Origin of the sequence: Paenibacillus hemerocallicola, assembly GCF_006265175.1 — a bacterium.
Classification (GTDB): Bacteria; Bacillota; Bacilli; order Paenibacillales; family NBRC-103111; genus Paenibacillus_AB; species Paenibacillus_AB hemerocallicola.
This window is the reverse complement of sequence record NZ_VDCQ01000002.1, coordinates 13496-37307: the sequence shown is the minus strand read 5'-3', so window position 1 is coordinate 37307 and position 23812 is coordinate 13496. Positions and strand designations below refer to the sequence as shown.

Genomic DNA, 23812 nt, shown 5'->3' with positions numbered 1-23812 from the left:
TGTCGAGGCATCTCGGGAGTAGAGGAGGCTTGGGACGATGAGTTTGCACCTATGGATCAGATCCGCGCTTGCCGCTTTGTTCCCGGTCCTCGCAATTGCAGCGTCCGCCTGCGAATCGCCCGAGCCGGAACAGGGCGGATCGAAGAACGGCCAACCGCACAATCCGGGGATCCAAATAGTCGGGCTGAACTGCAATCCGTCTTTCGACCGGAAAACGGCCGAGGAGAGGCGGGTGCACGACCGGATACGGGAACAAACGGGCGCCGATGTCCGCATCGTCTTCTCGGATGGAGGCTCCGGAGGACCGTGCAGGTCGAAACGGAATATGATGCTCTCCTCCGGCGAGCAGTTGGATTTCGCCGAATTGTCTATATCCGAAGCCGTGCAGGAGTTTAACGAAGGCCTTATTTTACCGCTGAACGGCCTGCTCGACAAATATGGTCTGAATTTGAGGAAAAACGTAGTTCCCGAAGCGTTCCAGAGAGCGACCTATGAAGGGAACATACTCGGCATCCCGATCGAGAACGGTCTCCTTACGCTCAATGCACTGCAAATCAGGGCGGACTGGCTCGCAAAGCTGCAGCTTTCGATCCCGAAGACGGTAGACGAATTCGAGCATGTGCTGAAAGCGTTCAAGGAACGCGATCCGGACGGGAACGGAATGCCCGATACGGTTCCGTTAGCCGTCGCTTCGGGGGGCGCGTTCAACATGCTGGAAAGCGTTGTCGGTCCGAGCTTCCTTCCGCAAGCGTTTAACTGGTGGCAAGACGCCGACGGCAGACTGAAGCCCCCCGAGCTTCACCCCGGCTACAAAGAGTTTCTGGCTCGGCTCGTTGACTGGAACAACAAAGGATACTTGTGGGAGGATATGCTCCTGTCGACGGCGACCAAGCAGCAGGAGCTGATTGCAGGTAACAGGGCAGGCTCGGTAGCCGCCACGTATTCTGGCACGATCCTGAACGCCGGCGAGGCACTCAGGAAGACGGTGCCTGATTATAGCTATGTCCCTTTCATGCTGGAAGGAGCACACGGCATCAATCGATTGCCTGCGGCCCCTATCGCTTATTCGGTATGGGTCATATTCAAGAAAAATGCCGACCCTGAAACGGTCATGAAATATTTCGACTATCAGGGCACTTACGAAGGGAATATGCTGGCCTGGTTCGGGATCGAGGGCGACAATTACACGATGGCCCCGGGCGGCATGGTCGAATTTATCGCGGAGGACAAAACCGACCTGTCCAAAGCGAAATATTACGCCAAATACAAGACGGCATTCATCAACTGGCCCGGCAAGCCGGTATGGCCGATCAACGCCTGGGTATCCGGGGAGTACAACCTGAAGAGGGAGCAGATGAACCGGTTGCCCCGGTTCGAGTCTATCGACTCCGGCGTGTTTTATGACATGACCAAATGGGAGTCGTTCCCGAAGCTGAACGACCTGAACGCTTATTTCAACGAGCAGAAGGTCAGAGTGTACAACGGCGAAATCCCCTTCGACAACTGGGACGGCATCGTGGGGCGCTGGCTCGACATGGGCGGCCGGCAGATGATCGACGATCGCAACAGGCAGTACGCGGCTGCAGCCGGCCGGAAGAGCTACCAGTGAGAGCCGGCTGCACGAATAGTTGAGGCTTTATCTATGTAACGAACCGATTTCCTACTCCCAGCCTTAACGCCACGATCGGTTATGCGGACTGTGATACAGGGCCGGAGCCGACTCCGGTCTGTAATTGGGGCTTTGGAGGTATGACCATCTTACAAATTCATAATAATGGTGAAATCGGTCCGGCGGAGCATTACCTGCCGCTGCGACTGATTGTCGGTCTTCATCATGAACTGCAGACCTCAGAATAACTCGCAATCGTTCGTTTCATAGCGATGAAAAGATTGAGAAGATGAAGGAGGAACTGCGATGAATGTACTTCGTAAACGGATTGCGGTACCAATGCTCTTGACTATGGCTCTTGGATTGCTGCTGTCCTTTGCCGTTACCGACAAGGTAGCTTACATGACGGGGACGTATATATACGCTTCTCCGGACGGCGGCGGCAGCTTATGCTCGGAAATGTCGCCTTGCTCACTGGAAGGGGCCCGGGATAAAGTACGGACGATGAACGCGAACATGACGGGAGATATTACCGTGCTGCTTCGTGGAGGGACGTACTCCCTTTCTTCCCCTTTCGAATTAACCGAAAGCAGCACCATTCATGATTCGGGAACGAACGGATACAACGTTATTTACCGCGCTTATCCCGAGGAAACTCCGATCTTGAGCGGCGGACAATCGATTCCAGGCACCGCCTGGACGTTGCATGACGGCATGAACAATATTTACAAGGCCGATGTCGGTTCCCTCCAGACCCGTCAGTTGTATGTGAACGGCATTCGGGCGGACCGGGCGCGCGGGGAGACGTTCCCATCGGGGTTCGCCAGAACGTCCGCGGGCTACACGTTGCCTTCGACCGGAAGCTTCGCGGGAATGGCCGGCTGGGACAATATCGGCGATATCGAGATGGTCATCTTCTATCAATGGAAAAGTCTCCGCTGCCCGGTCGCCTCGATTAGCGGAAGCGCCTTGACCATGCAGGAGCCGTGCTGGTCGTTGCTCGCTCCGGCAACGACGGCCGCGTATCCGACCTGGGTCGAGAACGCTTACGAGCTGCTGGACGAGGAGGGCGAATGGTATCTGGATTTGACCGGAGCGGTGGATGGCAATGCCGGTACGCTATATTACAAGCCGCGTTCGGGGGAATCGATGACAGCCTCGGAAGCTGTGGCAGGCTCTGCGGCCGAGACGTTGATCAAAGGTACCGGTACGCTCGACACGCTTCTGCACAACGTGCAAATTCACGGCCTTACATTCCTGTACACGACGTGGATGTACCCGAGCGGCAATGGCGGGTTTCCCGCCAACCAGGCGGCCAGCTACGTCCCTCCGGGCGGCGGCGTCGGTCAGCCTCCCGCAGCGGCAGACTTCCGGGCGGCGAAATCGATCCGGCTCGAGCGCAACGTATTCCGTCATCTCGGAGGCACGGCAATCAGTCTGGAGTACGGCAGCCAGGACAATACGATCATCGGCAATGTAATCGAAGACGTCTCGGCTACCGGTATTAAGGTAGGCTTCATAACGGGCGAAGATCGCAATCCGGCGGACTCCCGCAAAATCGTAAAAAACAATTCGGTCCAAAACAACTATATCGTCCGAGCGGGAGCGGAATACCACGGGGCAACCGGTATTTTCGTCGGGTATACCGATCATACGGTCATCGAGCATAATGAGCTGTACGATTTGCCGTATACCGGCATTACCGTCGGCTGGGGCTGGTCGACGGACGTCACGACGGCACAAAACAACGTCATCCGCTACAATCGCATTCATCGCTACATGCACACGCTCCGCGACGGCGGAGGGATTTACGCGCTCGGCAACCAGCCGAACTCGACCATCAGCGACAATTATATATCCGACCAGTACTACGATCTCGCCCTTGTTTATCTGGACAACGGCACCCAAGGCTTCGATGTGCATCATAACGTGCTGCACAACGACGGCACCCTGTACTGGACCTATGTAACGGCAATTGCGCCGGGCGCAACGCTGAATACGATTCGCGACAATTATACGGATATCCCGCAATCCAGCATCAACGCCGGCAACACGGTTTCCGGCAATACGTACAGTTCCGCCTCGAGTTGGCCGCTCGCGGCGCAAACCATAATTGCCGGCGCCGGGATCGAAGCGGGATACCTCGATATCAAGGACATTATCGCCGAACAGCCTACCGTGCCGGAGCCGAGCTACATCAATGCGGCTTTGAACAAAACCGTCACCGCCTCCTCTTACTGGGATGCCAGCATGCACCCCTCGAAAGCGGCGGATGGCAATGTGTCGACCGCATGGGCATCGAAGCCGCCGTATACGTCTCCGCCTTGGTGGCAAGTCGATCTGGGCAGCGCCCATCCGATCGCCAAGCTTGAGCTCGTCAACCGGCAAGACAACGTCGACCACGTGTACGAGAGAAGAAACTTCGACGTGCTCGCTTCCAATGACCCTACATTCTCGACTTACACTGTGATCGGCAGACAAGGCAATTTCTCAGTCGGCTACAAGCAGACCTGGAGCAGTCTTGTCGACGATCCGACGCCGTACCGGTATGTACGGGTAGTGAAGACAACAGAGATCGTGACATTGGTCATCGCTGAATTCCGGGTACTTATTGAGCCGTAATGCGTTCCAGATGAATGGAGGAAACTTGCAAATGGCATTAACGAACAAAATCGGCGTTATCGTGGACAGCTTCCGGGTCGGAGTGAGCGAAGGCTTGAAGAAGGCGAAGGCGGTAGGGGCGGACGGCGTGCAGCTGTATGCGGTCAGCGGCGAGACGGATCCGGCGAATCTAACCCCGTCTGCGAGAAATGAATTAAAGGCTTACATTCGCGAGCTTGGTCTGGATTTCTCTGCTTTATGCGGCGACACAGTAAAGCTGAACGGGAGACACTGACAATGGCAGCCATGAACAAATATCGAGCGGCCGTAATCGGACTGGGCTTTATCGGACTAAGGGCGGATATCCCGCGGAAACAGTTGCCGCAAAGCCATACGCTGGCTTACCGGATGAACCCTGACATGGAATTGGCGGCCGCTGTGGGCGTTCGGCAGGAGCAAGGCGACCAGCTTGCCCTTGTAGCTCCGGAAACGAAATATTACATGGATTTGGGCGCGATGCTGGATGAGCAGCGGCTCGATGTCATAAGCATTTGCACCCCGGAGCACGTTCGTTTCGAACTTCTTCGGACGGTGATGTCCCGATCGGCGGCCTCTGTCCTGTTTCTGGAAAAACCGGTCGCGACGAGCCTTCAAGAAGCGGAGGAGATCGCGGCGCTCGTGAAGCGCCACCGGCGAACCGTCGTAGTCAATCTATCGCGAAGATGGAGCGAAGGGGTCCGCCAAATTCGGCAAGCCGTTCGGTCCGAAGAGCTCGGAAAGCTGACCAACATCCATTTGCGGTATACGAGAGGTGTCCACAACATCGGCTCGCACTTATTTGATCTCGTTCGGTATGTAGCCGGAGAGATCGATCGCGTTCAGGTCCTTAGACAAGTCCCGACGAACATGGATAAGAAGGGCGACTGGACGTTCTCCTTTCAGTTTACGCTTACGAATGGCGTTCCCGGGTATGCGGAGGCATTTGACGACCGGAATTACCTCATGTTCGAGATGGATTTGTTTTTTGATAAGGGCAAGATTGAGTTGCTCCGGACAGGCGATGAAATCCGCTTCTATGCCGCAGCCGGGCATGCGTCGATTCAAGGATACCATCTGACGCTGAAACGGGAAGAAAAAAACTTGCTTGCCCGCACAAGCAATATTCAAAAAGCAGTTGAACACATCGTCGACATTTTGCGATCCGGCGCCGAACCTGTCAGTACGCTGGAGGATGGCATCTATCCGCTGTATGTAGCGGATGCCTTGATTCGATCTCATCGGAACGATGGATCAATACAGTCGGTACGAGGAAAGTGAAGCCGGATCGACCGCCGCTTATTTCAAATGAATGGGAGAGATATTAGAATGTCGGACATTATAAAGATCGGCAGCCGCCGCGAGCTGTTCTGGGACGAATATTTGATCGATACAGGAAAGACGACCGCGTCCCGGCAGCTGAACAAGCTTCAGCCGAAGGAAGTCGTAATCCATCACGATTCTCCATGGGAAGGGGACGGCTGCAACTATCATTGCATCGTGGAGGACGACGGCTTGTTCCGGATGTATTATCTCGGTTGGGAAATGCTGGACCCGGATGTGACGCTGCACGTTCCGCGTCCGATCGTCGTGTGTTATGCGGAGAGCAAGAACGGCAAGGATTGGATCAAGCCGGATTTGGGCATTTGCGAATTTGAGGGGTCCCGGCGCAACAATATTATTCTCGATTCGAATACGGCCAGGTTTGACAACTTTTTCGTATTCAAGGATACGAACCCCGATTGTCCCGATGAGGAGCGTTATAAAGGGACCGCGATAGATTGGAATGACAAGTATTTATGGTGCTTCACGAGCGCGAACGGCATTCAATTCCAAAAAGCGTGGCGGATGACGAATCAAGGCAAGTTCGATACGCTGAACGTTGCTTTCTGGGACTCCGTAGCGAAAACGTACAGATGCTATATCCGCGATTTTCACGATATACCGGGCAATGATTGGAACGCCGGCATTCGGGATATCCGGTGGCTGGAATCGGCCGATTTTAAAGAGTGGACGACTCCCGAACGGCTGGATTTCGGCGATGGCGAGGACTACCCGCTCTATACGAATGCCGTGCAGCCGTATTACCGGGCGCCGCATCTGTTAGCCGGCTTTCCGTCCCGCTATGTGGAAAAGAAAGAGTGGACTCCGAACTTTGACGATTTTGCCGGTGCGCACAGCCGTAAAAAAAGGATGGGCGTCCATCCGCGGTACGGGCTCGCCATTACGGACTGCTTGTTCATGAGCTCGCGCAACGGGCGCAAGTGGAACCGCTGGGATGAGGCGTTCATGACGCCGGGGCCGGAGCATCCATACAACTGGGTGTACGGCGATTGCTTTCCGGCCGTCGGCATGATCGAGACCGGAAACGATTTGCCCTACGCCCCGAACGAGCTTTCGATGTACGCAAAGGAAGGGCATTGGTCGCAGCAACCGGCTCGGCTGAGGCGTTATACGATAAGAATCGACGGCTTTGTGAGCTATAGAGCCGCATATACGCCAAGCACTATCGTGACCCGGCCGTTTATATACGAAGGCAGCCGATTGTCGATCAACTTCGCTACCTCTGCAAGAGGGTATGTGAAAATCAAGCTGATCTCGCAAGACCGGACGCTGAATTCGGTCGAGCTGTTCGGCGACAAGCTGGACAAAACGGTACCTTTCGAAGGCGGCGGCCCGTCTGCATTATCCGGCAAGCCGGTTATTATGGAGATTACGATGAGAGACGCCGAGCTGTTCTCGTTCCGGTTTCAATAACGATCCTTATTTGTCGTCAGCCCGCTTGGCCGACTTCCGGTAGTCAAGCGGGTTTGTTTTGGTCATTTGCTTGAATACGCGCCCGAAATGTCCGAGATTCTCGTAACCGACCGCTTCCGAGATGCGGGTTACCTTCCACTCGGTCTCCTTCAACAGCCGCTGCGCTTCCCTCACCCTGACGGTATTGACATACTCCACGAACGAAAATCCCGTCACCCTCTTGAACATCCGGCTCAAATGAAACGGACTTACATAATGAGTTTTGGCAACCGATTCCAGCGATAGCGGCGCGTCATAAGCGTCGTTGATGAATTCGACGATCTCGGAAATTTTTTTGTGAGCCGGGCTCTCGTGCTCGTACGGGGCTTGCTCGCGCTCCTGGCGATCCAGCCTTCTTCCGCACCATAGCAGCAGCGTGACCAGTCTCGCTTGCAGCGAGGCGAAGTGACCGGGCAGCTCTTCCTTATCCTCTTGCAGCATCTCGAACAGCAGTCTCTCCATCCATTCCCGCTCGGGCAGATTCAGCCGAAGTCGGCGTATTTTGCGACGGAACGGCTCGAACAGGAGCGGCTCGTCGAACTTGTGCAGGAAACGTTCGTGGAAGTTGATCAGAATGCGCTCATGGTTCGGAACGCCGGCATCCCCGGTTTTGTGCAGCTCGTTTTTGTCGATGAACACGATATCGCCTTTGCCGATCCGGTACGTATTGTCCTTGATGAAATAGTTCCGTTCGCCGGACAGCAAATAATAAATTTCGTATGGCTCGTGAAAATGGTTGGAAGGCATCGAATGATGGCCGGATACTTTGCTCAGATGGATGTAGAACGGATCTTTCACGGTACAGCCCCCCCATACCGCATTGTACTATACTAGGACGTCCTGCGTAAGCGGGGAAAGAGCAAGAAATGCGAAAAAAAGCAGCAGATGAGCAATAATTAGGCAGAAAATCTGAAAATATTGCTTTAAAATGAAAGCGTATTTTACTTTTATTAAAGGAGTGCCATCCATGACACGGAAAAAATTCGCCCTGGTCGGTACAGGCGGAAGAGCCGAGTTTTTCTACGGCGCGCTGGCCAAACATTTTCGCGACAAAAGCGAGCTCGTCGCTTTCTGCGATATTAACCGGACCCGTCTGGAATATTCGAACCGTCTGCTGAGAGAGAAATACGACCATCCCGAGGTTCGTCTGTACGGCTGCGAGGAATTCGACGAGATGATCCGTCAGGAAAAACCCGACACCGTCATCGTCACTACGATGGACCGCACTCACCATACGTATATTATCCGCGCGATGGAGCTCGGCTGCGATGTCGTAACGGAGAAGCCGATGACGATCGACGCGGAGAAATGTCAGCTTATCATCGACACGGTCAAACGGACCGGACGCGATCTGCGGGTAGCCTTCAACTACCGTTACGCGCCGCACAACACGAAAATCCGCGAGCTCATTATGGACGGTACGATCGGCGACGTTCACTCGGTTCATTTCGAATGGGCCCTCAACACGCTACACGGAGCGGACTATTTCCGCCGCTGGCACCGCGACAAACGCAATAGCGGAGGACTGCTGGTGCATAAATCGACGCACCATTTCGATCTGGTCAACTTCTGGCTGGGCACTTCTCCGGAGACGGTATTTGCCATGGGAGGCCTCATGTTCTACGGCCGGGAAAATGCGGAACGTCGCGGCGTGACGAAGTTTTACCAGCGTTCCCACGGCAGCGAAGCCGCCAAAGGCGATCCGTTCGCGCTGAATATGGAAGCGAACGCGCACATGAAGGCACTTTATCTGGATGCGGAGAAGGATGACGGCTACCAGCGCGACCAAAGCGTGTTCGGAGACGGAATCAACATCGAAGACACGATGGGCGTAATGGTCCGCTACAAAAACAAAGCGATCTTGACTTATTCCCTTAACGCGTACTTGCCTTGGGAAGGGTTCAACGTCATGTTTAACGGCAGCAAGGGCCGCATCGAGCTGAAGGTTGTGGAACGGGCCTACGTCAATTCCGGCGGCAAAAAGGAAGACGAGGGTGCGCTGAAGCAAAAGCTGCTCACCGTCCAACCGATGTTCGAGCGCGCCTATGAGGTCGAAATCGAAGAGCGGGCCGGGGGACACGGCGGCGGCGATCCGATTCTGTTGAACGATTTGTTCGGCGAGCGCGAGGAGGACCGCTTCAATAGAGCGGCTTCGCACGTAGACGGCGCCATCTCGATTTTGACGGGAGTAGCGGGCAATATTTCGATGCAGACCGGCGGTGCCGTTCGTATCGACGATTTGGTGAAATTTTAAGAAACAGTATTCAAAGGAGCCGACCGGGATTTTCGCGTTCGCTCTTAACTTTTGCGAACACGTGTAATATAATAGTTTGGAGCGAACCCGAAAGCTCGGAAAGGAAGATCCCGACCCGATGAAAGTGACGATAAAAGATATTGCCAGGGAAGCCGGCGTCAGCCATCCGACGGTTTCGAAGGCGTTGAACGGCGCCCCGGGGGTCAGCGTTGACATCCGCAAAAAAATCGTGGCCATCGCCGAACGGCTGAATTACGTTCCCAATCTGGCGGCCAAAAGACTGGTCGACCGGAGAACGAATTCGATCGGACTCATATGGCCCAAATTGGAAGGCTTGTTTTTTTACCATCTCGGCCTGCAAATTCAGAAGGAAGCCGCTTCCCGGGGAATTGACGTCATCATGTCGCTTGCGGAACCGCCGGACGCGCTGCGCATTTTCAATGAGCATTTCGTCGACGAGATCGTGTTCTGGTGCGCTCCAGGCTGGCTCCCATCCGTCGAATTCATCAAACAGCGGGAGCAGTTTCACGGAAATATGCTGCTGATGGGCGGCGGAAGAATGGAAGAGACGCACTATATCGGCGTGAACCGGAAAGACGCGTCCTATGAAGCCGTTCGTTATTTGGCCGGGCAAGGCCATCGCAAAATTACGTTTATCGGCAACCGCTCGGACAAATTGACCGGCTTTACGCAAGGATTGCTGGAGCATAGGCTGGATTATCACGAGCATTACTTCGTGCAGATCGAGGCCGGGGATGCCGTGACAGAGGAAAAAATGGCCGCGCTGCTGGAAAGCCCGGACCGGCCGACCGCTTTCGTAGTCGACAGCCAGACGTACGCGTTCGAGCTGCTCCAGCTGTTCCGCAAACGGAAAATCCGGATCCCGCACGATTATTCTCTCGTCGTATACGACGATATTCCGGAAATGGAGCGGATGGACGTTCCTCTTACTACGGTCGGGCCGTCGATAGTGAAACTGGCTTCAGCCGCACTGGACATCTTGACCGGCGTTGACGGGAGAGGCGAGGGGAAATGGGCGGATGTGGAGATCGGCTGCGAGATGCGTATCCGTAAATCGGTTAACCGGCTTTGACCTAAAGGCCCGAAAGGCTATAGAAAAAAAGCTTGCCCGTTACGAAAACGTGTAATATCATGAATTTGACTTGTCAGTCAAATGTGAAATCGATAGCGGGTTTTAAGCCAAATTTCAAGAGGGATAGTCCATCAATTTAGAACACGTGTAACTTAAAACATCATGAGACCTTTTAATACAAGAAGAAACCGTGTTTCATAAGCCAGCTTCTCAACTTTTATTACGAAAAGGGAGGTTTTACTCATGAAAGGGAAACAAAAGGTGGTTGTTTTGTCGATTGCGGCAGCGCTTACGCTGTCTGCTTGCGGAACGGGCGGCGAATCCGGTAAAAATGGCAATGCTGCTTCGGGCGGTTCGACACCCGCTCAGCCGAAGGAAGTGACGCTCAAAATCGGATTGCCGGGCAGCTATGACATTACGAACAAGAAAATTATCGACGGCTTCAAAGCGAAGTATCCTCATATCAAGCTGGAAATCGACGAGTCGCCTTGGGCCGATTTTACGAAAAAAATCGTCACGAATATCGCAGGCAACAATCCGCCCGATATTTGGTTCCAGGAAAACGCGGTCATACTCGGCTACGGCAAGCGCGGCGTGGCGGAAAACCTGGAGCCCTATATCAAGCGGGATCTGAAGACGGCGGATTACATCGAGGCCCTTACGGCCGCCAAAGGGCCGGACGGGAAAATTTACGGCATACCCCACGGAGTAAATTCTAGCGCGCTTGCCTACAACAAGAAGCTTTTCCAAGAAAACAACGTCCCGGTTCCGACCGACAACTGGACGTATCAGGACTTGATCGATGCGGCGAAAAAGCTGACGAAGGATACGAATGGCGACGGAAAAACCGATCTGTTCGGATTCAATACGGCTGCAAGCATTACGCTCGGCTGGATTCCTTGGATCAAATCAAGCGGGGGCTCGGCTATCGATCCGGCGACCGGCAAGTCGTTGTTTACCGATCCCAAGACGATCGAAGGGCTGCAGAAGTGGGCGGATACGATTAACAAAGATAAAATCAGCCCGACCCGGGAGCAGCAGACGAGCATGAAATATTTCGAGGAAGGCAAGACGGCAATGACCTTTCTGCAATCGTCCCAGCAGGTCAGCCTGCTCAAAAATAAACCGGATTTGGACTGGGACGTCGTCAAAATGCCGATCGGTTTAACGGGCAAACGGTTCGTACCGATCGTAGTCAATCAGTGGCTCATCTATTCGAAGGCTAAGCCGGATGCCAAAGAGGCCGCTTGGACGTTCCTTCAATATTATTTGAGCGACGAAGCGCAAACGTTCGTAGCCGAAAGCGGTGCCAGCTTGCCGGTCAAGAAAACGACGCTCGAGGCGCTGGAGAAGCAGACGACGAAGCCGCTCAACAAAAAGGCGTTCACGAAAGGGACCGAGGAAGCGGCCGGTACGCTGGACGAGAATCCGACCTGGAACGAATGGCGTGCGGCGGCAACCCCGATCTTGAACGACATTTTGGACGGCAAAAAATCGGCCGCCGACGGAGTGAAGGAAATTCACCAGAAGGTGCAGGCGATATTGGACGACGACAAATAAACAGTGGGCCGGATGAGGTGTTCCGATGCGTAAACAAGGCTGGTGGGGCTTTTGCTTCACCCTCCCGTTTCTTTTGCAGTTGGTCGTGTTTTTCGTATTCCCGTTCGTATTTTCGTTTTACTTGACGTTTACGAAATGGGATTTGTTCAATCCGCCCGCCTGGGTAGGCTTGAAAAACTGGATTCAAATGTTTCAAAACAACGTGTTCTGGCTGTCGCTGCGCAACGTCTTTTATTTCGCGCTGCTGTTCGTGCCGATCCAGACCATCGCGGCGCTGGTGCTCGCCTACTTGCTCAATCAGCAAATCCGCGGGAAATCGTTGTTCCGGATGATTTACTTTCTACCGGTAATAACGCCTTGGGTAGCGGGCGGCCTAATCTGGCTGTGGATCTACAACAGCGAATTCGGCATCCTGAATTGGGTGTTGAACAGCATAGGGCTCGATTCGGTCAAATGGGTCACCAGCGACAAATGGTGGCTTGTGATCGGCTCGATCGCGGCGGTCAACGTATGGAAGGGCGCCGGCTATTCGATGGTGATGCTGCTGGCGGGCATGCAAAGCATCTCGAAGGATACGATCGAAGCGGCCAAAATGGACGGGGCGAACGGTTGGACGTTTTTTACGAAAATTACGATTCCGATCGTCTCGCCGATGGTGTATATGGTTATGATTTTATCAACGATTTCGGCCTTTCACGCGTTCGACGTATTCCTCGTCATGCTGGGCGACATCAACGCCGTCCACGACCGTAACATGGTGCCGAACATATTGATTTATCGGGATGCGTTCCTGAATGCCAAGATGGGCACGGCTTCGGCATGGTCGTGGGGACTGTTCGCGGTAATTCTGCTCGTAACCTTGTTCCAGAAAAAGATGGAGAAGAGGTGGGTCCACTATGAATAAACCGTCGCGTGGCTTGCAGTGGGCCGCCTACGTCGTTCTGACCGTCGGTGCGCTGCTGATGCTCGTGCCATTTTATCAAATGATATCGACGTCGCTCATGAAGCCGGGGGATGAGCTGACACTGCCGCCGAAGCTGTTTCCCGATCCGGTCATGTGGAGCAACTATGCCAAAGTATGGATCGAGGTCAACTTCGTCCGATACTCGATGAACAGCTTGTTCGTCACCGCGCTTGATCTTATAGGAACGGTCGCTTCTTGCGCGATTGTCGCGTACGGGCTCGCTTTCTTCGAATTCCGCGGACGCAATCTCATCTTTATGGCCATGCTCGGCACGATGATGCTGCCCTCCCAGGTGACGATGATTCCGACGTACTTTATTTGGAAAGAGCTCGATATGCTCAATTCGTATTACCCGCTCATTTTGCGAAGCTTCCTCGGCACGGCCTTCGGCATTTTCCTGCTCCACCAATTTTTCAAAACGCTTCCAAAAGAGCTGTACGATGCGGCATGGGTGGATGGAGCGAATCCTTGGAAAATATTCTATAAAGTATATTTGCCGCTGACGACCCCGGCATTGTCCGCTTTGGCCGTATTCACCTTCATCAGTTCATGGAACGGGACGCTCGAGCCGCTCATTTATTTGCAGGACAAAAAACTGTATACGCTGCCGCTCGGACTGCTGTTTCTGAAAAATGAAGTCGACAATAAAATGACGCTCATAATGGCGGGATCCGTTATTACCGTTCTGCCGGTCATGATCGTGTTCCTGTTCGCCCAGCGGCATTTCGTTCAGGGGATTGCATCGACGGGTCTGAAAGGTTAATCGGAAACGATCTTCGCTTGCAAATCCGACACAGCAACATAATATGTACATGATGCAAAGCCAACCTCCTACCGGGTTGGCTTATTTGCATGGAATACCGCCACATATTTTAACTGATCATGCAAACAATGAGTAGGGAACAATAATGGATGGAGGCTTGCTCATGAGACGGTTCCGAGGCATCGTCCGGCCCATTGCGGCCGTTTGTATTTTATTGGGCCTCCTACTGATGGGAAGTCCGGTTGCGAAAGCCGAAACTCGCGGCGACGAATCCGTTCAGTTTACGATTGCCGTCAAGGTTAGCCCGGAAGCGCCGCATGCCACGAGCGTATCCATTGCGCGCAATGATTGGGAGAAAGCTTGGAAAGCGGCCGTTGCGGCAGAGGAACAGTCTTCAGCCCCCTCGATTCCTTACACCGATGTCTACATGGAGATTGCGGAGGGCGACGGAAGACGAACGTTTGCGATGAGAGAGGACGGGGTGCTCGTCGAATCGGGTACGAACCGCTCGTTTGCGCTATCCGCGAAAATTCGCAAGCAGTGGCTGAAGTACGCCGGCAAGCTGCGTACGCAGCATTACGGCGATATGCTCGATTGGGAGGTGGCCAAAGGACGGTTGCCCTTGAAAAGCAAGCTTACCGTGGTCGATCTGGAAACGGGACTATCGTTTCAGGCGCAGCGGCGGGCCGGAAGCCATCATGCGGACGTACAGCCGCTGACGAAAAACGATACGGCCGTAATGAGGCAAATATACGGAGGGGCGTGGAGCTGGAAAAGACGGGCCATCCTTGTTTTATCGGACGGGAAGCCGATCGCGGCCTCGATGCACGGTATGCCGCATGGCGGGGACGGCATACCGGATAACGGCTTCTCAGGCCATTTCTGCATCCATTTTCTCGGAAGCTCTACGCACCGCTCCGGTCAGGTCGATCTGGCCCATCAGCTGATGGTTCATAAAGCGGCCGGGAAGCTCGATGCTGCGGTCAGCGGGTTTTCTCCCGAGCAAATAGCGGAAACTTTATTCGAAGCGCTCCGCCAGCAGGATAAAGCGCTCCTTCAGGCCGCCCTCCGGGGAGCTCCCATACCGACTCAGGCGCAGTTTGAAAAATTGCTTCTCACCGTTGAAGGCGCAAGGATCGCGCCGATAAAGCCTCGCACGGTCGATCCGGACTCCGTAACCGCCCAAATTCCGGTAAAGGTGACGCTGGACGGTCGGGGCGGAGGCATGCGCGAAGAAACGTTCCGCTTGGATTTCGTCAGGGAGACGGCGCATTCGCCTTGGGTATTGTCAGGGGCCGAATCCGGGAAGTAACGATGACAGAACAGATCGTCACCGCGAAAGGAGCGATTACAATGCAATTGATTTCTCGGGCTTGGCTAAAGCTGGCCGTGTCGCTTGGTTGTCTCGCGGCATTGACCGCGATTTCCGCGGATGTCGGATCGGCTGCAAAGGCGGGGGCTGCGGCCGACGCGAAACGGATAGCCATCGTCATCGACGATCTCGGCAATAATATGGCGGGAACGGAGGAAATCATGGCTTCCCCGGTTCGGCTGACGGTCGCTGTCATGCCGTTCCTGCCAACGACAAAGCGGGATGCGGAGTGGGCTCACCGCGTCGGTCACGACGTTATTGTCCACTTGCCGATGGAGCCGCTTCGAGGCAGGCGGAGTTGGCTCGGGCCGGGGGCGATCATGACCGACCTCGCCGACGATGAAATACGCCGCAGGGTCGAGGCCGCGATCGACGAAGTGCCTTTTGCGGTCGGGGTGAACAATCATATGGGCTCGAAAGCGACGGCAGACGAGAGAGTGATGCGTATCGTGCTGCAAGTCTGCAAGAAGCGGGGACTTTTTTTTCTCGACAGCAAAACGAATTACCGCAGCGTCGTGTCCCGGGTCGGCTCGGAGCTGGAAGTGCCGGTATTGCAAAACCAAATTTTTTTGGACGACGTCGCGAGTACGGCCCATATCTCGAGGCAATTCGAATTGATCCGCAAGCAGGCAACCGAGCAGCAAACGTGTATCGCGATCGGACATGTCGGCATTCCGGGCAAAAAAACGGCCGCGGTGCTCCATCAGGCGGCGCCCGCCATGCCAAGCGATATATTGTTCGTGCGTTTATCCGAGATGGTGCCGAAGACTAATATTCCTTGATCATGCTCCCTCCCCGAATCGGGGAGGGAGTTTCTCTACTCTGCTCTTTGTGACGCCCGGTAATTATCGGCCGACATCAGTTTCATTATGCAGGTACCGCAATGCCCTCAATTTGTCGGCAACCGCGTTTTTGCCGAGGCCAGTATGTCGCCGATCCGATTCTCCAAGCCATATACGTTCTGCTTATGCCCGACGATCTGCCGGAGGTCGGACAGAACAGCCGTCAGGGCGGCGGATAAGCTGTAAGGATCCCCTTTTTTGATAAGCGGCGTGAATGCTTTCCAATTTTCGGAGAATTGCTTTTTGGCGCTTGCGGCCGAGCTTTTCTCCGATTTGATCGTCGTTTCGACCGGCTCGATGTCCGCCATCGCTGCGCGGACTTTCTTCTGTTTGAGCGAAGCGCTGTCCTTGGCCGCCCGGTAAGCGGCTTCCTTCAATTTGATGTCGTGTTTGGCCAGCTGCACCATTATTTTCATGGCGTCTGCGCGCATCCGCAAAAACGAGACGAGCTCTTTGCCCGGCAGTGATTTTGCCGCCGTTATTTGCTTGTTCAGAGCAGTGTACGATTCCAGCAGAGGCTTGTAACGCTCTTTGGTCTGCTCGACGTCCGTTTTCAGCTTGGCCAACGCGACGGAGTCGATAGCCGCGATTTCCCGACGCAAGTCGGCAAGCGCCGCATCGTTTTCGCCGCTCAGCGCTTTTGTCCGCGCATCCCAGGTTTTCTCCTGCTGCTGCAGTCCGATCAACTCGGCATACTGCGAGTTCAGCTGGGATTCGAGCGAAGGGTCGGACCCGGCCAGCTTATCGAAGCCGGATTTTTGCGCGGCCGACAACTCGTAAGAGGCGGCCGCGGCCGTAACCGACAGACAAGCGGCAATCAGTATAGCACATACGGCTGCGGCTACTGCGCGAATCGAATTCATCTTCTTCCCCCCTTTCTGCTGCATATGTAAGACAAAAAAGCACCGGCGGGCAAGGCGAATTACTGCCTTGGCCGACCGGTGCTTCCGTCGTCGCAACCTGATTTGGATGATTACCGTAAAATGTACTTCAAATTCCCGCGGATGTCAAGTCGGACGACGGCATGGCCGGTCACCCATACGGCTTATTCGCCGCCAGCATAGCATATGGGGAATCGATCATGGAAAAGGAGTGAAATCGTGAACATAGCGATAATCGCGCCAGGCGAAATACCGGTTCCGCCGCGAGTAGGCGGATCGGTCGAGCATTGCATTGCGGAAATCGCCAAGCGAATGGCGACGGCGCACCGGGTGAAGGTATACAGCAGAAAAAGTCCGGGGTACGCGGCGGAGACCCGGAAAGGCGGCTTGACGATCGTCCGCGTTCCCGGCGGGAAGGGCGGTCGTTATCTCGGGAGCGTCCTCCGGTCGATCGGCGGCCAAACGTTCGATTGGATCCAAATCGATAACCGGCCTTCCTTCTTGCCGACGGTTCGAAAAAGGTTCCCCCGAGCGAGGATCGCCGTGTTCCTGCATTCCACGACGTTCGTCACGCCCCCGAACGCGTCGATAGGCAAGGCGTCCCGACTGCTGTCGCACGCCAATCTCATCGTGGCCAACAGCCGTTCGCTCGCGTCCAGGCTCCGGTCGCTTTTCCCGAGCCTCAAGCACAAAGTAAGGCATGTGCCTCTCGGCGTAGACCTGAGCGAATTCAGGCCGCCCTCGCCGGGTCAAAGGAGCGCGGTGCGCAGCGCATACGGCGCCACGGGCAGCTTTGCCGTACTGTTCGCCGGCAGGCTCGTTCCGAAAAAGGGAGTGCCCGTGCTCGTAAAGGCTATGGAGCATGTACGCCGCTCCGTTCCGAGCGCCAAGCTGTACATCGCGGGAGGCGCGGGTAAGCGGGCTTACGTTAGCCGATTGAAGCGAATGGCCGCGGCTAGCCGTGTCCCGGTCCGTTTCCTCGGTTATGTGTCGCGCAAACGCATGCCGAGCATGTATTGGCTCGCCGACTGCTTCGTCTGCCCATCGCAAGGTCATGAAGCTTTCGGGCTCGTCAACGTGGAGGCGATGGCTTCCGGTACGCCTTGCGTCGCTTCGAGAAACGGGGGAATCCGCGAGGTCGTCAAGCACGGACGGACCGGAAGGCTCGTTGCCCGTTATCGGAGTCCCCAAGCATTCGCCGAACAGATCAAGGCAGTGGCACGCGACCGCGGGTCGGCGTCGGCGATGGCGCTTCGGGCGCGCCGCGATGTCGTCAGCCGTTTCGGCTGGTCGTCTACCGCCGCCAGACTGGCACGGATTTACAGGGCGGGCAAGTAACGGAGCGGATTGGGCCTCTCCCGCCTAGCGCTGTGCAAGCGAACAGGCTCATTACGGTATCGACGGCCTCCCCTCTCCTACTCGTTACAATGCAACAGTGCAAGGTTACGAGATTTATAGCGCAGAGCACGGACGAGATGCACATTGTGCCCAGTGCCGGCGGTCGCGGTTCCGGTATTCCCGGAAGCGGCGGTTGACGGCTGCGGGTATTTTTTTGTCTCGCGGCGTTCTATCGGCCGATATCGTTTCATAGATTTGGTAACAGATAGATTCGATAGACAACAGGGAGGGATTTCGATGAAATGGGTTGTCGCCACGATGAACGTCAGCGCCATTACCCGGACGCTGCGTGCCGTTCGCTCCATGGGCCGGCTGTTCGCCATTATTTCGATCGCCGCACTTTTGTTTTTGTTCGCAACCGGCCTGATGGGTCTTGCGCAGCATAAATGGTTCGCCGCCTCGTCCACGTCGATGAAAGGCGCGGCCGCCTCTCTTTCCGTTTCGTTTTTCATGGACATGCTGGCGATGGAATTGCCGCAGCTCCAAGGAAAAATCAATACGTCCACCTTTTCTCCCAAAAATACGGTGTCGTTTCTCGTCCGGTACATGCTCGGTATTCATCCCGCCGATCCGAGGAGCTTGCTTGCCAGCGAATTGCCCGGCATGCGGAGCGAGACAAGCGCGCTGCTCTATTCCGGACACGCGACTCAGGCTACCGATTACCCGGCCGATTTTACGCCTCCGCCGGATGCGTTTCGACCGAGCGACAGCCAAGCCGCTATTCAGCCTCCGCCGGCGACGGCCATGCCGCCGGAACAGCCGCAAACCGGCACGACACCTGCCGTTCCGGCGCAAGACACGGCATCCAAGGAACCGCAAATCTTCATTTACCATTCGCACAACCGGGAGTCGTTCCTTCCCGAGCTGAAATCGAAAGGGATTACGAGTCCGGATCTCGCATACGACGCGGATGTGAACGTTACGCTAGTGGGCAAGAGGCTCAAGGAGAAGGTCGAAGCGCTGGGCATTCCCGCCCTCCAGTCGACACCCGATTATCCGTCGAGCGTGAAATCGTTTAATTACGCGAAATCATACGCCTACTCCGCGGTAACGGTGAAGGAAGCGATGGCGCAGCACAAACAGCTCGGCATGATCTTCGACATTCACCGTGACTCGCTCAACAGGGATAAAACGACGGTACGCATCGGAGACAAAGATTACGCCCAGGTGTACTTCGTCGTCGGCAAAAAAAATGCGGGCTGGGAGAAAAACTCGGAGTTCGCCAGCAAAATCCATTCGAAGCTCGAAAGCAAGATGCCCGGCATTTCAAAAGGCGTGTACGGCAAAGCATCGAACGGCAACGCGGAATACAACCAGTCGTTGTCTCCGAACAGCATCTTGCTGGAAATCGGCGGCCCTTACAATTCGCTCGAGGAAATGTACCGGACGGCCGACCTGCTGGCGGAAATCATCGCCGAGATGCAGATGGATGCGGTCAAGGCGAACGCCCCTGTCGGTTCGGTCAAGTAGTCTCGCCCAGCTCGCGGAATATTCGAACGGCGGTCCGGGGATCGTTCAAGCCCGGACGCGAAAGGAGAAGCTTAGTATGAACATACGGTCCAGATGGGAAAGCCTGTTCCGACTGTCCGGTTCCGATCAAGGGTCCGGCGGCGTGCTGGGACGCATATTCGCCGCCTATGTCGGGATTGCGCTGCTCCTGTTCGCGATTGCGGCGGCAGCGGCGCTGTGGCAGACGCATGCATCGGTATCGCCGAAGGCGGCGATGAAACGGATGGCGGCCTCGGTGTCGCCGCAGTTTTTTATCGATATGATCGGCTTGGAATCGGCAGCTTTGAAACGGTCCGGGGAAACGACGTTCTCCGGAGGCAAAGTCGGAGGATATTTGGCCGAAATGCTGCTCCACGTCAATCCGGTCGAGCCCAAGTCGCTGCTTGCCAGCGAAATGCCCGGATTGCGCGGCGCGAAACGGTCGTCAGCCGATCCGGGATCAGGCTTGATCGCCGAAGGAGCGGCTCCGGGGACAGGGAAAGCCGACGGTACGACCGGCGAGAAAATTGTCGACAACAACCAGTCGCAAGGGGGAGTCGCGAATCCCGGTTCCGAGCCCCAGAAGGAAACGGCTATTCAGCCGACCGGGGGAACGGAGTCTAACGGCACCGTGCCCGATCCCGGTCCGACGAAGCTGACTACCGCGGGACGCAAAGTCGTATTCGTCTATCATTCCCATCCGAGAGAGTCTTGGGTGCCGGAGTTGAAGGTCAACCAAGCGAACGAGGCGGAGGATTCGCAGAAGAACATTACGATGGTCGGGAAACGGCTGACGGACAAGCTCGAGGAGTACGGGATCGGCAGCGTCCATTCGGGCACCGATTATCCAACGAGCGTACCGGGCTACAACTGGAACTACTCGTACAAATATTCGCTGCAAACCGTAAAGGAAGCGGTCGCGCAAAATAAGGAAATCACTTTTTTGTTCGACCTCCACCGGGATTCGGCAGCCCGCGACATTACGACGGCTTCGATCGGCGGTACGGATTATGCGAGGGTATATTTTATCGTCGGCAAAAAAAACGAACGCTGGGAGCAAAACGAAGCGTTCGCCAGAAAAATCCATAACAAGCTGGAAGCCGAATATCCGGGCTTGTCCCGGGGCATATGGGATAAAGGAAGCGGAGGGCACGCCGAATACAACCAATCCGTTTCCCCGAACAGCATTCTGATCGAGGTGGGCGGCCCGTACAATTCCCTCGAGGAAGCGTACCGGACGGCGGACGTGCTGGCCAAAACGATATCCGGTCTGTATTGGGACGCGGAGAAGGTGAATGCTCCGGCGGCCGCAGCCGTGGCGGTCAAATAATGACTCGATGCCGTTCGCGGACGAGTAGTCGAAAGGGGAGTTTTGAACATGCCGCGCTATTCCGTAACTTTTTTCGTCGTGATCTTGATGCTTTGCTTCGGTATCTTCTTCGGAATCGAGCTGGCCACGAGAGGGATGGCAAACATTCAAGGTCCGGCTCCGGGATATGCGCAGCAGGGGCAAGGCGGGGTAGTCGCCCAGCAGCAGGGGCAGTCTTCGGCAAACGGCGGACAGTCGACGAATGCCGGAGCCGCCCAACAGTCCGGAACGAGCGCGGGCGCGGGGGGCAAAGCCATGCCGCAGGCCGGCAACGCAGCCGGGGCGCAAGCGACCGCTTCTCCTCCTACCCGTCCGCAACCTCCGCAGCCGCAGCCGATCGCAGCCGACTCCGGAATCAACCGGGTCGGGAATCAAATCGGCGATATGCTGCAGTCCGTCGCTCACGGAACGATCCGTACGATCGTCTCTTTGCTCGACAGTATCGTCAACTAACCGGAAATGCCGGGGGAGTTCCGAAAGGGTAAAAGGAGTGAAGGAGTTTTCAAAATATGGTACTCCTTTGACCTCCAAATCCATGAAGATGAAGTGGCTATGGGAGTTATTTTTGAACGGATCCTTGAGCAAAAGCGAGGGCAGAGGCATCACGATAGCAACATTCGCTTACAGAAGTATATACCCCGCATGCTCGATGAAGGCCAGCTACCTTTGCCGGCGCCCTGCAGGAATGCGAATCACAAATAGCGGAACTGGAGTATGCTATTGCTCCGAAGGATAGCGCAGTTAGCAGATTAACGGAAACCACTCCTCTATTCCGTAGTTCACTCCCCAATTCCACCCCGAGAGATCGAAATAGCGGAAGCATGGGCCGTTATTTTCAGTTGTGCAGCCAAATTTGAGATGATAACGGAACCCAGTGCCGCTATTGCCGGCAAAGTGTTGTCACGCCCGCCAAAACCCCTCCAGGTTGTATGCGAGTAGGCGGCAGTAGTTTAAAACTGTTAAGTCAAGTGTTCTATGTCGCATAGGCGGCATTCGAAAAATGAATTAGCATTCCGATAAATGGGGAAACAGTACGGGGAATGGAAAAACAATGCGAAGAATGAAGTAATATCAGGAAAGAAGAAGTAACATCACGTGAAGAAGCAACATCACAAGAAGTGAGTATCACACAAATGAAGAAGTAATATCACAAGTAGAAGTAGTATCACAAGTGAAGAGGTAACACACAAGTGAAGAAGTAACATCACGTGAAGAAGTAACATCACGTGAAGAAGTAACATCAAAGAAATGAGTATCACACAAGTGAAGAAGTAACATCACAAGAAGTGAGTATCACACAAGTGAAGAAGTAATATCACAAGTAGAAGTAATATCATTAGCGAAGAAAATCAGAAAATCACTTTGAAGCGATAGTCTACTTTGTCGCCGAGGAACAGAAAGTTCCGCTATTGCTGCATTAGGCGACCGAAGACAGGTGTAAAGGAACGATTTTTTCCGCTATGCATTAAAAAACATGCTGCCAGTGGCGTTTTCCGTTCGATAGAGGAACTGATCGTTCCAATTGGCAGCCAAGACGCTCTTTTGCACGCAATAAAGGAACTAATCATTCCTCTGGAACGGGCATAGCGGAACAAATCGTTCCAATTCGCTGTGTGAATAACGGAATAAATGAATAGCGGAACGAATTGTTCCACTACGACATGCAACAATCTGTTGGAGAAAAGCCGGATCGGGGAGAAACTCGCGTCCGGTTGTCTATTTACATAAAACCTGCATGGATACATTCCTTGCAGCAGCCGGGGCTCAGGCGGAATGCTCCCGCTTCTTCCGGATTTCGCATTTCATTTCCTCGCGCTGCGATTCGCTCAAGTTCGGACAAGTGTAGCACTTTACGCCGTTTTCCCTGCGGTACCACATGCAGCAGGAAGAACGTATGATCACTTTTTCTTCCGGTTTGTACATGCTCTCGACATATCGGGCATTATGCTCATACGGATTTTTCCGTCGATTGAATACGTCCGCATCCAAGCCATGCAGCAGTCCCAGATCGTGCATGTACTTTTCCTTGAGCGATTCGGTCGGAGCGTGCTGCGCTATGAAATCTTTGACGGAAACCATCCGGGCCCCGAATTGGTTCCAGACCAAATCGGGCTTCAAGCCCGCGCGTGCGGCCGCCGCCTCGATAACCGGGTTTACCGTATGACGGAACAAGCCGGTCAGCTCCGCGACGATCGCTTCGTCTCTTTCGGCCTCCGGGAGCTTTTTCCACCGGACCTCGTCTATTTTGAGCACAAGGTGGGCATGATCGTTATGAACTTCCAGCTGTACGGTCAAATTGTCAAGCGATAAGTCCAGAATGTGGTCGTACTGCCACATGAAGGTGTGGACGGCCGCTGGGATACCGAAGAAGGCCAGGCCCAGAAACGAGACGGCTATATCCAGGCTCAGCCCGTTCAGCATATCGCGCCCCCGGCGAAGCAGCTCGTCCATCGTATCCGGCAAGAGCAGCTGTGCGGCGGGGATTGAAAAAACCGGATGTTCGGAGCCGCCGGCGGTAATGTGAAAGTATTTGTCTGCGAGCGAAATGTCAAATGAAGGCTGCATGAATGCGTTCCTCCCCGATCGGGCATTGGATGAGAGCGGTAAGTCGTATGCCGAAGCATTCGCCATTTTATGATAACGATTATCATTCTTATGAAGATCATAATCGAGTCGGGCAAAAATTGTCAATGGACCGTTTCGCGTAATGAAAAAAACGATCGGGGAGGGCCGCGAATCGGTCAAACACCCGCTGGTTTGTCCGTTGCGCAAGTGGTATGATATAG

At 54.7% G+C, this 23812-nt stretch carries 18 protein-coding genes and 1 pseudogene; 16 read left to right on the top strand and 3 right to left on the bottom strand.

What is annotated here, in order from left to right; genetic code table 11:
* Positions 1-37: 37 nt before the first annotated feature.
* From FE784_RS01780 to FE784_RS01760, 5 genes and pseudogenes are all read left to right on the top strand, one after another.
* Positions 38-1609, top strand: a complete 1572-nt coding sequence (locus tag FE784_RS01780) for an extracellular solute-binding protein (protein WP_139600406.1) — start codon at positions 38-40, stop codon at positions 1607-1609.
* Positions 1610-1915: 306 nt separating this feature from the next.
* On the top strand, positions 1916-4231 hold the full coding sequence (locus FE784_RS01775; protein WP_139600405.1) for a discoidin domain-containing protein: 2316 nt from the start codon (positions 1916-1918) through the stop codon (positions 4229-4231).
* A 31-nt stretch (positions 4232-4262) separates the two neighbouring features.
* Positions 4263-4478, top strand: a pseudogene (locus FE784_RS01770) (sugar phosphate isomerase/epimerase); the annotation flags it as partial.
* Between the two features lie 29 nt (positions 4479-4507).
* Complete coding sequence (locus FE784_RS01765) at positions 4508-5527, top strand: Gfo/Idh/MocA family protein (RefSeq protein ID WP_176705891.1); 1020 nt, start codon at positions 4508-4510, stop codon at positions 5525-5527.
* 48 nt (positions 5528-5575) lie between these two features.
* On the top strand, positions 5576-7003 hold the full coding sequence (locus tag FE784_RS01760; RefSeq protein ID WP_139600403.1) for a hypothetical protein: 1428 nt from the start codon (positions 5576-5578) through the stop codon (positions 7001-7003).
* Positions 7004-7009: 6 nt separating this feature from the next.
* Here the strand turns inward: FE784_RS01760 and FE784_RS01755 are convergent, their stop codons facing one another.
* Positions 7010-7840: a helix-turn-helix transcriptional regulator gene (locus tag FE784_RS01755; protein ID WP_246131862.1), complete on the bottom strand. Its 831-nt coding sequence runs from the start codon at positions 7838-7840 to the stop codon at positions 7010-7012.
* A gap of 169 nt (positions 7841-8009) precedes the next feature.
* Between FE784_RS01755 and FE784_RS01750 the strand changes: the two genes are divergently transcribed.
* The 7 genes from FE784_RS01750 to FE784_RS01720 all read left to right on the top strand — a co-directional run bounded on the left by FE784_RS01750 (position 8010) and on the right by FE784_RS01720 (position 15830).
* Positions 8010-9296: a Gfo/Idh/MocA family oxidoreductase gene (locus FE784_RS01750; RefSeq protein ID WP_139600402.1), complete on the top strand. Its 1287-nt coding sequence runs from the start codon at positions 8010-8012 to the stop codon at positions 9294-9296.
* A gap of 118 nt (positions 9297-9414) precedes the next feature.
* On the top strand, positions 9415-10389 hold the full coding sequence (locus tag FE784_RS01745) for a LacI family DNA-binding transcriptional regulator (RefSeq protein ID WP_139600401.1): 975 nt from the start codon (positions 9415-9417) through the stop codon (positions 10387-10389).
* A gap of 243 nt (positions 10390-10632) precedes the next feature.
* A complete protein-coding gene (locus FE784_RS01740) occupies positions 10633-11949 on the top strand; it encodes an ABC transporter substrate-binding protein (protein WP_139600400.1) in 1317 nt (438 codons plus the stop codon).
* A gap of 25 nt (positions 11950-11974) precedes the next feature.
* A complete protein-coding gene (locus FE784_RS01735) occupies positions 11975-12853 on the top strand; it encodes a carbohydrate ABC transporter permease (RefSeq protein ID WP_139600399.1) in 879 nt (292 codons plus the stop codon).
* Complete coding sequence (locus tag FE784_RS01730; protein WP_139600398.1) at positions 12846-13676, top strand: carbohydrate ABC transporter permease; 831 nt, start codon at positions 12846-12848, stop codon at positions 13674-13676. Before FE784_RS01735 ends, FE784_RS01730 begins: the two co-directional genes overlap by 8 nt.
* A 163-nt stretch (positions 13677-13839) precedes the next feature.
* The gene (locus FE784_RS01725) at positions 13840-14988 is read left to right on the top strand and encodes a hypothetical protein (protein WP_139600397.1); all 1149 of its coding nucleotides are present in this window, start codon (positions 13840-13842) and stop codon (positions 14986-14988) included.
* Between the two features lie 41 nt (positions 14989-15029).
* On the top strand, positions 15030-15830 hold the full coding sequence (locus FE784_RS01720; protein ID WP_139600396.1) for a divergent polysaccharide deacetylase family protein: 801 nt from the start codon (positions 15030-15032) through the stop codon (positions 15828-15830).
* A 107-nt stretch (positions 15831-15937) separates the two neighbouring features.
* Here the strand turns inward: FE784_RS01720 and FE784_RS01715 are convergent, their stop codons facing one another.
* Positions 15938-16753, bottom strand: a complete 816-nt coding sequence (locus tag FE784_RS01715) for a hypothetical protein (protein WP_139600395.1) — start codon at positions 16751-16753, stop codon at positions 15938-15940.
* A gap of 237 nt (positions 16754-16990) precedes the next feature.
* Between FE784_RS01715 and FE784_RS01710 the strand changes: the two genes are divergently transcribed.
* The 4 genes from FE784_RS01710 to FE784_RS01695 all read left to right on the top strand — a co-directional run bounded on the left by FE784_RS01710 (position 16991) and on the right by FE784_RS01695 (position 21479).
* A complete protein-coding gene (locus FE784_RS01710) occupies positions 16991-18109 on the top strand; it encodes a glycosyltransferase family 4 protein (protein WP_176705890.1) in 1119 nt (372 codons plus the stop codon).
* 297 nt (positions 18110-18406) lie between these two features.
* Positions 18407-19639: a stage II sporulation protein P gene (spoIIP, locus tag FE784_RS01705; protein WP_139600393.1), complete on the top strand. Its 1233-nt coding sequence runs from the start codon at positions 18407-18409 to the stop codon at positions 19637-19639.
* A gap of 76 nt (positions 19640-19715) precedes the next feature.
* Positions 19716-20987: a stage II sporulation protein P gene (gene spoIIP / locus FE784_RS01700; protein ID WP_176705889.1), complete on the top strand. Its 1272-nt coding sequence runs from the start codon at positions 19716-19718 to the stop codon at positions 20985-20987.
* Between the two features lie 48 nt (positions 20988-21035).
* Positions 21036-21479, top strand: a complete 444-nt coding sequence (locus tag FE784_RS01695; protein ID WP_139600391.1) for a DUF3679 domain-containing protein — start codon at positions 21036-21038, stop codon at positions 21477-21479.
* 1311 nt (positions 21480-22790) lie between these two features.
* Here the strand turns inward: FE784_RS01695 and FE784_RS01690 are convergent.
* Positions 22791-23591, bottom strand: a complete 801-nt coding sequence (locus FE784_RS01690; protein ID WP_176705888.1) for an IucA/IucC family C-terminal-domain containing protein — start codon at positions 23589-23591, stop codon at positions 22791-22793.
* Positions 23592-23812 lie beyond the last annotated feature (221 nt).